12 protein-coding genes and 1 pseudogene are annotated in these 14,457 nt (G+C 67.2%); 10 read left to right on the forward strand and 3 right to left on the reverse strand.

The features are described from left to right. The 8 genes and pseudogenes from DI526_RS13850 to DI526_RS13885 all read left to right on the forward strand — a co-directional run. Positions 1–1,300 (forward strand): annotated as a pseudogene (locus DI526_RS13850) (FkbM family methyltransferase); the annotation flags it as partial. Between the two features lie 365 nt (positions 1,301–1,665). Beyond that, positions 1,666–4,062, forward strand: a complete 2,397-nt coding sequence (locus DI526_RS13855) for a TonB-dependent siderophore receptor (protein WP_304278965.1) — start codon at positions 1,666–1,668, stop codon at positions 4,060–4,062. A gap of 62 nt (positions 4,063–4,124) precedes the next feature. Further along, complete coding sequence (locus DI526_RS13860) at positions 4,125–5,429, forward strand: CynX/NimT family MFS transporter (RefSeq protein ID WP_304278968.1); 1,305 nt, start codon at positions 4,125–4,127, stop codon at positions 5,427–5,429. 25 nt (positions 5,430–5,454) lie between these two features. Further along, a complete protein-coding gene (locus DI526_RS13865) occupies positions 5,455–6,519 on the forward strand; it encodes an LLM class flavin-dependent oxidoreductase (protein ID WP_304278970.1) in 1,065 nt (354 codons plus the stop codon). Between the two features lie 5 nt (positions 6,520–6,524). Further along, positions 6,525–7,169: a cysteine hydrolase family protein gene (locus tag DI526_RS13870; protein ID WP_304278973.1), complete on the forward strand. Its 645-nt coding sequence runs from the start codon at positions 6,525–6,527 to the stop codon at positions 7,167–7,169. A gap of 1 nt (position 7,170) precedes the next feature. Beyond that, entirely contained in the window at positions 7,171–8,559 is a 1,389-nt protein-coding gene (locus DI526_RS13875; protein WP_304278976.1) for a peptidase M20, read from the forward strand. Further along, positions 8,556–9,050 (forward strand): flavin reductase family protein, encoded by a 495-nt coding sequence (locus DI526_RS13880; RefSeq protein ID WP_304278979.1) that lies wholly within the window; start codon positions 8,556–8,558, stop codon positions 9,048–9,050. The genes DI526_RS13875 and DI526_RS13880 overlap by 4 nt, the downstream gene beginning before the upstream one ends. Before the next feature lie 11 nt (positions 9,051–9,061). Beyond that, positions 9,062–9,874 carry a TauD/TfdA family dioxygenase gene (locus DI526_RS13885; RefSeq protein WP_304278982.1) on the forward strand — a complete coding sequence of 271 codons (813 nt, stop codon included), beginning with the start codon at positions 9,062–9,064 and terminating at the stop codon, positions 9,872–9,874. A gap of 85 nt (positions 9,875–9,959) precedes the next feature. On the opposite strand, the gene DI526_RS13890 is transcribed toward DI526_RS13885, so the two are convergent. Genes DI526_RS13890 through DI526_RS13900 form a run of 3 tightly spaced genes read right to left on the reverse strand, consistent with a single transcriptional unit; the run spans position 9,960 to position 12,156 of the window. Beyond that, the gene (locus tag DI526_RS13890; RefSeq protein ID WP_304278985.1) at positions 9,960–10,445 is read right to left on the reverse strand and encodes a VOC family protein; all 486 of its coding nucleotides are present in this window, start codon (positions 10,443–10,445) and stop codon (positions 9,960–9,962) included. A 21-nt stretch (positions 10,446–10,466) separates the two neighbouring features. After that, positions 10,467–11,291, reverse strand: a complete 825-nt coding sequence (locus DI526_RS13895) for an oxidoreductase (RefSeq protein WP_304278988.1) — start codon at positions 11,289–11,291, stop codon at positions 10,467–10,469. A gap of 7 nt (positions 11,292–11,298) precedes the next feature. Further along, a complete protein-coding gene (locus DI526_RS13900) occupies positions 11,299–12,156 on the reverse strand; it encodes a TauD/TfdA family dioxygenase (protein ID WP_304278990.1) in 858 nt (285 codons plus the stop codon). Between the two features lie 267 nt (positions 12,157–12,423). Between DI526_RS13900 and DI526_RS13905 the strand changes: the two genes are divergently transcribed. Both DI526_RS13905 and ygiD read left to right on the forward strand, forming a co-directional pair. Continuing rightward, a complete protein-coding gene (locus tag DI526_RS13905; RefSeq protein ID WP_304278993.1) occupies positions 12,424–13,653 on the forward strand; it encodes an aromatic ring-hydroxylating dioxygenase subunit alpha in 1,230 nt (409 codons plus the stop codon). Further along, complete coding sequence (ygiD, locus tag DI526_RS13910; protein WP_304278996.1) at positions 13,650–14,444, forward strand: 4,5-DOPA dioxygenase extradiol; 795 nt, start codon at positions 13,650–13,652, stop codon at positions 14,442–14,444. The genes DI526_RS13905 and ygiD overlap by 4 nt, the downstream gene beginning before the upstream one ends. The last annotated feature ends 13 nt before the right edge of the window (positions 14,445–14,457 follow it).

Consider the following 14,457-nt stretch of genomic DNA (forward strand, 5'->3'; position numbering starts at 1 on the left):
GGCTTGGGGGCAGTCGCCCGACCGGTTCGAGCTGCAGGTCGGCTGGCGCGGCGGTCTGCGTTTCGCGCTGCCGGCTGGGGAAGGCGCCTTGCCACCCTACGACCGCGCGCTCCCGCTGCTGTCGCAATTCCTGGAAGGCGGCGTCGAGGGGCGGTCGGCTCCGCGCACGAGCCAGATGGCGCTCGCCATCGAGAGCGAACTGACCGCGGCCGTGACTCAGGCGCGCGATTCCCACTCCAACATGCATCCGCTGGGGCGACTGAAGTTCTACCACGACGCGCTGGGCCTGATCCTGTGCGCGCCCCTGACCGCCAGCCGCCTGCGCCTGTTCCAGGAGCTCGTGGACGAGGCGCAGGCGATGAATGTTCAATCGCCGGGACCCGAGTGGGACGGCTGGGCGGCGCACTACCGGGCGGTGCTGGACGCCTTGACCGGCGTGGACCTCGCGGGCCCTACGCCGCCGGCGGTCGGGGACGATCCCCAGGCTTTCCTGACCGGCGACGGTCGCACCCTCGACGCTGAAGGGCTGAAGGCGCACGCCAACGAGCTCCGCGCCCAGGTCGTGTTCTTCGCCGCCGCCGACGCGCGTTATGTCGAGCTCTACGGACGGCTGCTGGCGCTGTCGGTCTTCAAGCACAGCGACACGCCTTGCCTGGTCGTCATCCACGTGATCGGCGGGGCGGCAAGTCTGGCCGCCGCGGCCGCGACCCTGGGCATCGACGATCCGCGCCTGATCCTGACCGGTGACGGCTTCGACGCCTCGGCTGTCGTGACCCGCTGCTATGACGCGCCGCCCAAGGGCCAGATCGAGATCCCGGTCGCCCACTACCAGTCCGTGCGCTTCCAGCGGCTGGGGGCGCTGCTGGAGATCCTGCAGCGTCCGGTGTTCGTGTCGGACATCGATCTGCTGCTGCAGCGGGGCGTTTCGGACCTGCTGGACCACTGGCGCGACGCCGATCTCGTGATCAACGAGAACGAGGGCAACACCCAGGCGGGCTCGCGGATCACCGCCAATCTGCTGCTGGCGCGCCCGACGCAAGCGACAGCGATGATGCTGCGGTGGCTTCGGGCCTACCTGAATGAGCGCCTTTCGCGCGAGACGGTGACGCGATGGATCGACCAGATCGCGCTGAACCTGGCGCGACATCATCTGGCGCTGCACGCGCCTGAAGCTCGCATCGGGACTTTCGACACCCTCAGCGACATCAACAACGTGATGTTCAGCGAGTATATGCCGGGTCATCCATTCCGCTTCCTATCGCTCTACCATGGGTTCGACGTCTCGACTCTCGAGGACTAGGCGCGCTCTGGCCTAGGGGTGGGGCGAAGTTTTAGCGCGGACAACCTGAAGTCATCGGGCGCTCAGCAACGTCGAACGGCGTCGGCTGGCGGGCGTGGGATGGCGACGCCTCTTGGTCGAACACCCGGCTTTGAGAGTGGACGCCTTTGAGGCGCGTCTGGTTCGCCCTGAAGCAAATTTTACGCCCATCTCGCTGATTTCGAAGTCGCCGACGGCTCAAGATGCATGCGGCGGGGATATTTTGAGTGAAATGTCAGGCAGGCCACCTCGTCGGCGCGGCTGACCGGTCGATGATGACCTCGAGGCGTCGACCTTGGGGATAACCGCCGCGGGCGGTGGGCGCGACAGCCTCGCATGAGGACCGCATGTCGAACTACCGGCTTTTGATGGCGGGCTGTTCCGCCCTTGTGTTGCTGGCGCACGCGCAACTCGCTTTCGCTGACGAGACCGCGCCAGCGTCCGACAAGGTCGACGAGATCGTGGTCAAGGCGCGCGACAAGGCGGGCCTGCTGGAGAAGCAGCCGAACAACACCGTCTTCGGCATCGACAAGCCGCTGCTGGAGACGCCGCGCTCGGCCAGCTTCGTCAGCGACCTGACGCTGCAGCGCTATGGGATCGAGACGATCGACGGTCTGACGGCGGTTTCGCCCGGGACCTACACCGCCAGCTTCTACGGCGTGCCCGGCGCGCTGAACATCCGCGGCACGCTGGCCGAGAACTACTTCCGCGGCTTCAAGCGGATCGAGAACCGCGGCACCTATTCGACGCCGATTGGCGCGGCCGAGCAGATCCAGGTCGTGCGCGGTCCGCCCACGCCGATCTATGGCTCGGGCAAGGTGGGCGGCATGCTCAACTTCATTCCGAAGTCGGGCAAGAACGAAGGCGGCTATCTGACCGAGCCCACCGGCGAGGTCACGCTGACCTATGGCTCGTACAACAAGAAGAACGCCACGGCTCAACTGGGCCTGCCGGCGAACTTCGGCGCCGTGACGGGCGGGGTCTATCTCTATGGCGAGGTCGAGGACTCCCATAGCTTCTACAAGGGGATCTATCCGCGCCGTCAGACCGGCGAACTCTCCGCCGATTTCGACCTGGGCAATGGCTGGACGACCGCGTTCGGTGGCATGCTGTACCACTCGAAAGGCGATGTGCAGACGCCGGGCTGGAACCGCCTGACCCAGGCCCTGATCGACAACCAGACCTATATCACCGGCCGTGACACCTCGCTCAAGGACAGCGACGGCAACGGCCGTCTCACGCCGAACGAAATCGGCTACTATCCGTACGCCAGCGCCATGTACCTGGCCTATTACGGATATCCGAGCAGCGACGCCCTGCACACGCTGGACGTCGGAGTCGGCACGACCAAGCTGAGCCCGCGCACGGTCTATATCAGCGGCGCGGACTTCTCGAAGACCCGCACCAACACCCTCTATTACGACCTGGGCAAGGAGCTGACGCCCACCAGCGCGGTCAAGCTGCAGCTGTTCTATGACGACCAGGAGAACAAGCGCTTCGTTTCCTATGGCTATCCCGCCTGGTTCGACAGCTCGGTCTGGGAGGCGCGGCTCACGTACAACTTCGGCTACGACCTCGGGGTCATCACCTCGAAGTCTTTCGTCGGCGCCTCCTATCGCAGCTTCGACGGCCGGCGCCGCGAGAGCTACAACAGCGGCCTGATCGCCCTGGATCGCCGCGACATCGCGTTCGGGGCGACGCCGACCGACATCATCGGCAATCCATTCAACGCCGGCGACGGCGTGAAATGGGAGAACGACAACAAGAGCGACTGGAAACAGCGCGGCGTCTTCTTCACCACCGACATCATGATCGGCGAGCAGCTGAACCTGATGCTGGGCGGTCGCTACGACGACTACGACGTCAAGTCGAACGACACCGGCTTCCTCAGCTATACCGTCGCCGGCCAACAGAAGGCGGGCAAAGGGCAGGGGACCTACACCGCCAGCCTGACCTACAAGACGCCGGTCGGCGTGATGCCCTACATCAGCTACGCCAAGGCCTCGGCCCTGGAGATGAGCCAGGCGGGCGATATCGCGCCGGGTCTGGTGGCCAACGGCGCCTGGCTGTCGGACAGCGATCTGGCCGAGGCGGGCGTGAAGTTCCAGCTTCTGAAGGGCACGCTGGTCGGCTCGCTGGCGGGTTATCGCCAGAACCGCACCCAGCTGCTCAACGGGCCGCCGATCAGCGTCCAGGGCACGCGCGCCAAGGGCGTGGAGCTGGAGGTCCGCTGGCTGGCCAGCGAGCACCTGAGCTTCACCTTCTCGGGCAACACCCAGCACACGACCGTCAAGGGCCCGGACACCTCGTTCCAGTACATCCCGGCCTACACCGCCGGCGTCTCGGGCCAGCAGGGCTATGGCGGGACCTATGTGGTTTGGAACTTCAACAGCCTGCCGGGCCGCGCGGGCGACTACGACTACACCCTGATCCCGAAGTCGGTGGTCAGCCTGTACGGCGCCTATACCAGCGACGAATACGACTGGGGCAAGGTCGGCGCCACGCTGGGCGTCACCCACGTGACCAAGACCTCGGGCACCGTCCAGAACGCCGTGACCTATCCCGCCTATTGGGTGGCCAGCGGCAGCCTCTACTACGAGTACGGTCCGTACACGGCCACGCTCAACGTCGATAACCTGTTCGACAAGCTCTACTTCACGCCCGACGCCGACAGCTACGCCAACCTTGGCGCGCTGCCCAGCAAGGGCCGCGAGTGGCGCGTGACCCTGGCCCGGAAGTTCTAGTTCCCCGCGCGGCGCGTCCCCGCGAGGGACGCGTCGCGAGCTTACACGGAGGCTCGATGGCGATGTCGACGATCCAATGGCGCTCCTGGACCCTGCTGGGCGCGCTCTCCCTGCTGCTGTTCCTGATCACCGCGTCCACGTTCTCGTCGCTGGGCGTGATCCTGCCGGCCATGATCAAGGAGCAGCACTGGAGCTTCGCCTCGGCCTTCCTGGGCTTCACCCTGCTGGGCGCGTTCTGCGGCGGTTCGTCGTGGCTGCCGGCGCTGCTGATCCGCAAGATCGGCGTGCGGGCCACGATCGTCGCCGGATCCGCGGTGATGATCGCCGGCTTCATCTGCCTGGCGGTGTCGAAGGGACTGCCCGTCTACCTCACGGGCACGGCGCTGCTGGGTGTCGGCTACCAGATGATGGCGCTGATCCCCGGGACGCACCTGCTGTCCATGCTTTTCAAGAAACGCGCCCTGCCGTTCGGGATCTATTTCACGATCGGCTCGCTGGGCGGCGTCGTGGGCCCGTGGATGGCCCTGGTCGGCATGGAGATCGCCGGCGGCGCCTGGCGTCCCTACTGGGCTTGGCAGGCTGTCGCGTCGGCGGTCGTCGGCGCGCTGGCCGCAGCCTTGGTGGGCGGTAAGGCCTGGCTTGAGCGCACGGCTGTCGAGACGGACAAGGCGGTCGCCGAAGAGGTCGCCAGCCAGCCCTCCAACGCCCGCGTCTACCGCACCAAGGTCGACTGGACCGTGAAGGAGGCGATCCGCACGCCGCAGTTCTATGTGATCGTCGCCGCCTATTTCGCCCACCTGCTGGGCGGCGTCACCGCCGTCAGCCTCGCCCCCAGTCATTTCGGCGAGCTGGGCGTGGCGTCCGCCGTCGCGGTGACCGCCCTGAGCCTGGAGTCGCTGATGCAGGTCGTCGCCCGCATGAGCGGCGGCCTGCTGGGCGACCGGATCGATCCGCGCTGGCTGCTGGCGGGCGCCCAAGGCATGATGGCCGTCGGCCTGCTGGCGCTGGCGGGCGCGACGACATGGCCGATGATGGTGATCTTCGCCCTGGGCGTGGGCGTCGGCTTTGGCATGACGGTCCTGGCCGTCAGCATCCTTTTGCTGAACTACTATGGCCGTCGGAGCAATCTGGAGCTTTTCTCGATGGTCTGTCTGGTCGGCGCGGTCTCGGCGCTGGGGCCGTTCATCGGCGGTTTCATGCGCGACCGTCTCGGCGGCTTCGCCCCGACCTTCCAAGTGTTCGCCGCCGTGATCGGCGTTATCTTCGTGGCCGCGCTGTTCATGCGCCCACCGCGCAAGAGCGTCGAAGAGACCACGGTCGCGCCCGTTCCGGCGCCTGCGCCCGTCCTGCTGCGCGACGCCGCCTAGAGTTTCAGGGATCAGGAGAGAAGCCATGTTCCACCGCCCTTCCCAGCACAAGGACTTCGGGGTCTTCCTGCCGGTCGCCAACGGCGGCTGGATCATCTCCAAGACCACGCCGACCCTGGACGGCCTCTACGCCCAGAACCGCGCCGCGGCGGTCAAGGCCGACGAGGTCGGCATGGACTTCGTCATGTCGATGGGCAAGTTCCGGGGCTTCGGCGGCGAGACCGACCACTGGGGCACGGCCCTGGAGTCGGTCACGATGATGGCGGGCATCGCCGAGGCCACCAAGAACGTGAAGATCTGGGCCACCATCCATCCGCTGCTGCAGAACCCGGCCGTGGCGGCCAAGATGATCGCCACGCTCGATCACATCAGCGGCGGCCGCGCGGGCCTCAACATCGTCGCCGGCGCCTATAAGGGCGAGTTCGACCAGATGGGCGCGTGGGACGACTCCCTGACCCATGACGACCGCTACGCCCTGACCGAGGAGTGGACGACGATCGTCAAGCGGCTGTGGTCCGAGGACAGCGTCGACTTCCAGGGCAAGTACTTCACGATGAAGGACTGCCAGTCGAAGCCCAAGCCGCTCTCCAAGCCGCGTCCGGACCTGGTCTGCGCGGGCATGAGCGATCGCGGCTTCCAGTTCTCGGTGCGCGAGGCCGACGTCTGCTTCATCGGCGGCCGTACGCCGGACGAGCGCCGCGACGCCTCGCTGCGGGCCAAGAAGACCGCCGAGGGCATGGGCAAGACCATCAAGACCTTCGCCATGTGCACGGTCGTCCACGGCGACACCGACGCTGACGCCGAGGCCAAGGTCGAGCACTACAAGAGCGGCGCGGACATGGGCGCGATCCTGGCCATGCTGGAAAGCTGGGGCGTGCCGGCCGAGAAGCTGTCGAGCGTGGCGGCGGCCCAAGGCGCGTTCATGACCCAGACCGTCGTCGGCGCGCCGAAGACCTGCGCGGCGCAGATCGAGGAATTCCTGCGCTACTGCGAGCTGGACGGGCTGATGATGATCTTCCCCGACTATGTCGAAGGGCTGACCATGTTCGGCGCCGAAATCCTGCCGGGCCTGAGGGCGGTGTTCCAGTGAATGCGATGACGACGGCGGCTGGCGTGGCCGACGACCTGAAAGCCTGGATCGCACCATCTCGCACGGCGGTGCTGGTCATCGACATGCAGGTCGACTTCGCCTCGCCCGAAGGCGCTCTGGGCGCCTACATCGACATGGCCGTCGTCCAGCCGGCCCTCGCAGCCGCCGAGGCGCTGGTCGAAGCCGCCCGGGCTGCGAGCGTTCCCGTTATCTTCGTCGGCCTGTTCACGACGCCGCAGACCGACTCTTCGGCCTGGCGCGAGCGCATGCGTCGTCGCGGCGGCGACCCGGAGAACGAGAGCGCCCTGTGCCGCGAAGGCGACGTCGGCTCGGACTTCTACGGTCCCCAGCCGTTGCCGGGCGAGCGCGTGGTGAAGAAGACCCGCTACAGCGGCTTTGGCGGCACCGATCTCCACGCGCATTTGAAGGCGCTAGGCGTCGACACCCTGGTCGTGGCCGGCGTGACCACCGAGTGCTGCGTCGACAGCACGGTTCGCGACGCCTTCGCCCTGGACTACCACGTCTTCGTCGCCGCGGACGCCTGCGCGGCCTATGAGGAAGACATCCATCTGGCGTCGCTGAAGGTCATGGAACTGAACAGCGCGATCCTGACCGATACGGCGCAGGTCGCGGCCGCCTGGAGCGCTTGAGATGGCCGACGGATTTCCCAATCTCGGGGCCGTCGCGCCCTACGCCGTCACCGACGCCGACCGCGCGGCGATCGCCGCCGCCATCGATGAGGACGAGATTGTCCAACTGGCCCTGACGCTGGGCAATATTCCCGCACCGTCAGGCAAGGAGCTGGAGGTCGCCAACTACGTCCACGACTGGATGGCGCGCGAGGGCTTCTCGCCGCGCAAGGTCGGAGCGACCCCCGAGCGGCCGAACATCATCGGGACCTATGGCGGCAAGGGTGTCGGCAAGAACCTGCTGTTCACCGCCCACCTCGACACCGAGGCGCCGACCTGGAACCCCGATCTCGACGCCTACAAGTATGCGCCCGAGACCCTGGCCAATCCCGAGTGGGAAAAGTGCTGGCTGGAGGACGGCAAGCTCTTCGGCTACCCGATCGCCAATGACCGCGGCCCGATGAGCTGCTTCCTGATCGCGGCCAAGGCGCTGAAGAAGGCCGGGTATGAGCTGGCCGGCAAGATGTATCTGACCGCCTGTCCCGGCGAGATCGGCCCCGAGCCGATTGAGGAGCACCGGGGCGTGGCCTATATGGGCAAGGACATCGGGGCCCACTACCTGTTCCACCACGGCGGCGTCGCCCCCGACTACGCCATCGCCGCCGAGGGCTGCGACTTCGGCCTGACTTGGGTGGGCTGCGGCTACGCGGTGTTCCGCTTCCAGGTGTGGGGCGAGGGGGTCTTCACCCCGCTGCTGGAGCAGCCGGCGAGCTCGGCCCAACACCCCAATCCGATCTACAAGCTGGGGCGCCTGACCGACGCCATCCACGCCTGGAGCGGCGAATGGGAGAGGACCAGCCGCTACGAGAGCGCCGGGGGCGTCGCCCAGCCCAAGTCGCAGATCGCCTCGGTGCGGGGCGGCATCCCCTACGCCTTCGGGGCGGGCACGGAGCTGGTGAACCTCTATCTGGAGGTGGGGCTCAGCCCCAGGCAGCGCGTGGCCGACGCTCAGCACTCGCTCGAGAAGATGGTGCGGGAGGCCGGGCTTGGCCGGATCGACATCGAGCCGGTGGTCGTGCGCCATGGCTTCGAGGCCGACGCCGCCGAGGTGGCGCCGCTGGTGGGGGCTGTGGACGTGGCCACCCAGCTGGGCCTGGGCCATCCGGTCGCCCTGGCCCATCCGGTCTATTCCAGCATGTGGCGCGACCACAATGTCTTCAACATGCACCGCATCCCGGCCATCACCACCGGCTTCCGCCGCTGGCGCCCGACGCCGAAGGATCTGGTCGACAGCGCCCTGATCTACGCCCTGACGGCCCTGGCCGTCTGCGGTCGGGCGAGCCCGGAAGAGGGCGCGGCGCGACCCGCTTCCGCCGTCTATCCGGACAATCCGTTCGGGGCCGAGGCATGAGCGCGGCGCTGCAATCGCAGGCGCCCGAGCCCGCCGACTTCCGCAAGGCGATGGGCAGTTTCGCGGCCGGGGTCACGGTGGTTACCGCTTGCCATGAGGGGCGGCTGGTCGGCACGACCGTCAGCGCCTTCAGCTCGGTGTCGATGGACCCGCCGCTGGTCATGGTCTGCCTCAAGCGCGACAGCCGGACCCTGGCGGCGGTGAAGCCGGCGGAGCGGTTCTGCGTCAACATCCTGGCGCGGGAGCAGGGGGACCTAGCCTACCGCTTCGCCAAGAGTGGCGCCGACGATCGCTTCGCCCTGACCGCCGTCGAGGCGGGAGTCTGCGGCGCGCCGCTGCTGGCCGGGTGCGTCACGGCGATCGAATGCGCGCTGCACGCCGTCCACGACGGCGGCGATCACGAAATCCTGGTCGGTCGCGTGCTGCGCGTCACGACCGACGAGACCAAGGCGCCGCTGGTCTATGTGCGCGGCGGCTTTCTGGACACCTAGTGGAGTTTCGCATGGCCTACGACGTGCTCGACGTGAAGCCCATGACCCGCCGGATCGGCGCGGAAGTCTTTGGCGTCGACCTGGGCAAGCCGCTGAGCAACCGCCAGTTCGAGGAGGTTCACCAGGCTCTGCTGCAGCATCAGGTGATCTTCTTCCGCGACCAGGACATGTCGCACGAGGCCCACAAGGATCTCGGCCGCAAGTTCGGGGACCTGGCCATCCACTCCGGTGTGCCGGGCCTGCCGGACCATCCGGAGATCGTGGCCATTCACGCCGACGCCAATTCCAAGTTCGTGGCCGGCGAGAACTGGCACTCGGACCTGACCTGCGATCCGGAGCCGCCTCTGGGCAGCATCCTCTACATGAAGGTCCTGCCGGAGCATGGCGGCGACACCTGTTTCGCCAGCATGTACTGGGCCTACGACACGCTGTCCGACAAGATGAAGGCCTATCTGGAAGGCCTGTCGGCGGTGCATGACGCCAACCCGGTCTACAAGGCGATCTTTCCGGACATCGACCGCAAGTACAACTGCTCGACCCACCCGATCGTGCGCACGCATCCGGTCACCGGCCGCAAGAGCCTGTTCGTCAATCCGTCCTACACGACGCATATCGAGGGCCTGCCCAAGGCCGAGAGCGCGGCGATCCTGGGCTATCTCTACCAGCACGCCAGCAACCCCGACTTCCAGGTGCGCTTCCGCTGGCGGCCGAACTCGGTGGCGTTCTGGGACAACCGCTGCACCTGGCACCAGGCGATCTGGGACTATTTCCCCGACACCCGCACCGGCTATCGCGTGACGGTCGCTGGCGACAAGCCGTTCTGACCGGGCATGAAAAAGCGCCGCCGTGAGCAACGGCGGCGCTACCTCGCCCGTCGAGACGCCGCGCCCGATGGCGCGGCGTTTTTTGTTATTCGCGGCTGAAGTCCGCCGGGATCTGCGGGTCCGGCCCAGCCTTGCCCCACAGGACGATCTCGTTGCCCCACGGATCACGGAAGGCGTGGTTGTAGCCGTTGAATTCCTTCCAGTAATGGTTCCGCCACAGGATCGCGGCGCCCAGGCTTTCGGCCGTTCCCAAGATGCGGTCGGCGCTGTCGTCGTCCCCGATCAGCACCCAAACCCGCGGCTTGCGGCCATCGGCGCTCAGGGTGCGCGGCTCGACGCCCTCGGGCTCCGGATGGGGACGGGCGTTGGCGGCCTTGAAGATCCCCAGGTGCAGGTTGCCGATTTCGCTGTCGGTCCCATCGGGCTTCTTGAAGAAGCCGCCCGGCACCATGCGGTGATAGACGCCCTCGGGGCGGGCGTCATTCTGCCAGCCGAAGACCTGGGCGTAGAAGTCGCCGGCCGCGGCCGGATCGTCGGAGGCGAGATCGACGAAGATCAGGGTGTTTGTCACGGAAAGCGCTCGCGTTTCGGGTCAGTCGTTGAAGGCGATGGAGAGGCTCAGCGCCTTCCAGGCCTCGATGTTGGCGGCCAGGCCCCGGGCGGCGTAGCCGGCGTACTTCAGGGCGTCCTCGCCCAGCAGCAGGTGCATCGGCGGATCGGGGGCGTCGGCGATGGCGAGGATCGCCAGCGCGGCCTTGGCCGGATCGCCAGGCTCGCGGCCAGCGTGCGCGGCCATGATCCGCTCGGCGTCGCGGGCCAAGCCGTCATAGTCGGCGATCTTGTCGGCGACGATCGCCTTCGAGCCGGCCGCGAAGCCGGTGCGCAGGCCGCCGGGCGCCACATTGACCACCTTGATCCCAAGCGCCGCCACTTCCTGGGCGAGGCTCTGGGTCAGGGCCTCCAGCGCCCACTTGCTGGCGCAATAGACGCCCGTGCCCGCCCACACCGCCAGGCCCGACACCGAGGTGATGTTGATGATCCGTCCCTCGCCGCGCGCCCGCATCGCCGGCAGGACAGCCTTCATGACGGCCAACGGCGCGAAGACGTTGGTCTCGAATTGGGCCCGAACCTCGTCGAGCGACGCCTCCTCGACCGCGCCCACCAGGCCGTAGCCCGCGTTATTGACCAGGACGTCGATCTTGCCGGTAATCCGTTCCGCCTCGGCCACCGCCGCGTTCACGGCGGCCATGTCGGTGACGTCGAGGATCAGCGGGCGGCCGCCCAGGGCCGCGAAGGCGGAAGCCGCCTCGGGCCTGCGCACCGTGCCGACGACCTTGTCGCCACGCGCGATGGCGGCGCGGGCGATCTCGCGGCCCAGGCCGCTGGACACGCCCGTGATAAGCCAGGTTTTGCGCATGGTCGGGTCAGTACGGCTTGTCGCCCTTGACCCAGAGTCGATGCATCGTCCGGAAGTACTTGGTGTCGTCGTACAGCGTGCCGGTGTGCAGGGTGCAGCGGTTGTCCCACATCAGGAGGTCGCCGACCCGCCATTTGTGGCGATAGACGAACTGCTCCTGGGTCATGAACTCGACCAGTTCGTCCAGCAGGGCCAGGCCCGCCAGCCCCGGCATGCCGATCACCTCGGTGACGGTGCCGGTCGAGGGCCATAGTGCCTTGCGACCGTCGGCCGGGTGGGTGCGGATCAGCGGGTGTTCGACATCGGGATTGGCCGCTTCCATTTCCGGCGAGAGCGTCTGCTGTTCGCCGAAGGCCCGCGTCGCCATGAAATGCTTGTAGCTGTGATGCAGCTTCAGGCTCTCCAGCAGGGCCTGCCGGTCGGCGGGCAAGGCGTTCCAGGCCGCGCAACCGTCCGCCAGCAGGGTGTCGGAGCCTTCGTCAGGCACCTCCACCGCATAGAGCATGGTCAACATGACCGGCTCTGGCTTGTAGCTGTAGTCGGTGTGCCAGCCGACCCCGTCGTTGTGGGCGCCGATCGGCTTGCCGTCGACGACGCGGTTGCTGAGGATGAAGATCTTTGGATAGCCGGGCAGGGTGAAGCGGGTCTGGGTGTGGTCCTCGGGCTCGCCGAACCGGTTGATGAAGCGCATCAGGTCGTCCGGCGTCATCTTCTGGTCGCGCAGGGCGATGGCCCCGTGGCGGTGGAAGATGTCCACGACCTGATCCAGGGCCGCGTCCGAGGCGGCCGCCAGGTCAATGCCGGAGATTTCGGCCCCGAAGCCCGGCTTCAGGTCCTGGATGGCGATGTCGGCGGTCAGCGTCATGGCGTCCTCGGTGGTGCGATCATCCAGAGGCTAGGCTCCCACGGACGGACGGTCTTGCTCCAGCGCGCACGACGGCTTTCTCGTCCGCGGCGGATTGACCTTCCGTTGGGCGCCGCGCGGGGCCCAAAGGCGCCGACCGCCTTGGAATGCGGCGTCCCGGCGTTTCGCTCGCCCGACGACCAAGTCTTCGTGCGCGCTGGAGCAAGACCAGCTCACGTTGCGGTCCTAGCGTGATGGTCGACTTCCGACTTTTCAGAGCGCTTCACGATGAGCCTGCGCCCGCCGAACGGCATCTTGAGCGACGCCTTCTTCGCCGACCTGTCCCGCTCCATGGGGAGCGTCGAGACGGCCGAGACCCTGCCGCCCGCCTGCTATACCGACCCGGACTTCTATGCGTTCGAGAAGGAGGCGCTGTTCAATCACGAATGGCTGTGCGTCGGCCGGGTCGAATGGGTCAAGGAGCCCGGCGACTACTTCACCACCCGCATCATCGGCGAGCCGATCGTCGTCACGCGCAACCGGGACAACGAGATCAAGGCCATGTCCGCCGTGTGCCAGCACCGCGCCATGCTGGTGGCCGAGGGCAGGGGCAACACCCGCGGCTTCGTCTGCCCCTATCACCACTGGGTCTATTCGCTGAACGGCGACCTTGTGAACGCCCCGGCCATGGAGCGGACCTGCGATTTCGACAAGAAGACGGTCAAGCTGCCGACCTTCAAGGTCGAGATCTGGCTGGGGTTCATCTTCATCAACTTCGACGTCGAGGCGGCGCCGCTGGCCCCGCGTCTCTCCGCCGTCGAAGCCGCGATCGAGCGTTACGACCTCTCGACCGCCGATGGCCTGACGCCGCCGATGACCGGCCAGTTCGCCTGGAACTGGAAGGTGATGTTCGAGAACAACAACGACGGCTATCACGCCAGCAAGCTGCATCGCGGGCCTCTGCACGACTTCATCCCGAGCGAGCTGTGCAGCTTCCCCGAGGCGGGCGAGGGGGACGCGGGCTTCCTGCGCTACAACGGCACGCTGCACGCCGACGCCAGCTTTAACCCGACCCAGAAGGCTGTGCTGCCGGTCTTCCCCCACCTGACCGAAGAAGACCGCAACCGCGCGACCTTCGCCAACATTCCGCCGACTCTGTCGTTGGTGATGACCAGCGACATGGTGATCTACCTGATCCTGCGCCCCACCGGTCCGGAGACCATGGAGCAGGACACCGGCGTCCTGGTGGCGCCCGGCGCGACCGAGACCTCGGGCTTCGAGGAGCGCCTTGAGATGATCATGACCTCGGCCGCCAAGATCATCGCCCAGGACATGCATGTCGACGAGCTTGTCCAGCAGGGCCTGCGCTCGCGCTTCGCCATCCGCGGACGCTACTCCTGGCAGGAAGGCGCGCAGGTGCAGTTCAACCGCTGGCTGACGCCCCGCTACCAGAAGGCCTGGGCCGCCCTGAAGAGCGCCGATGCGCCTGTCGCGGCCAACGAGGGGGCGGCCGCATGAGCCGCCTGCCGGTCATCTTCTTTGGTCACGGCAGCCCGATGATCGCGCTGGAGACCAACGACACGACCCGCACCTGGCGGGCGATGGGCGACGCTGTCGGCAAGCCCAAGGCGATCCTCTGCGTCTCGGCGCACTGGCTGACGCGCGGCGTCGCCGTGACGGCGATGGCGCGCCCCCGGACGATCCATGACTTCGGATCTTCTTTCCCCAAGGCTTTGTTCGACAAGCAGTATCCAGCGCCGGGCTCGCCCGAGCTGGCGGCCCGGGTGCGGGACGTCCTCTCGCCGACGCCCGTCGCCCTGGACGAGCAGGGTTGGGGCCTGGACCACGGGACATGGTCGGTGCTGTGCAAGGCCTTCCCCGACGCCGACGTGCCGGTGGTTCAGCTCAGCATGGACGCCGCCAAGCCGCCAGCGTGGCACTTCGAGATCGGCCAGCGCCTGGCGCCGCTGCGCGACGAAGGCGTGCTAATCATCGGCACCGGCAACATCGTCCACAACCTGCCGGCCATGGACTGGGGTGACCGCGATTGCGCGCCCTATGATTGGTCCAAGCGCTTCAACGACTACATCAAGGCCGCCATCGTCGAGGACGCGCCGCAGAAGGCCGTGTCTTTCGAGAGCCAGGGCCAGGATGCACGGCGCTCGGTTCCCACGCCCGACCACTACTGGCCGCTACTGTATGTGCTGGGCGCGCGCCTGCCCGGCGACCTCCCGACCTTCGCTCCCGACCACATCGAGCACGGCTCGCTGAGCATGACGAGCGTGACGCTCGCCAGCGCCGCCGCCTGACCCGGAGATCCCG

This window comes from Caulobacter segnis (assembly GCF_003243465.1).
Lineage (GTDB): Bacteria > Pseudomonadota > Alphaproteobacteria > Caulobacterales > Caulobacteraceae > Caulobacter > Caulobacter segnis_A.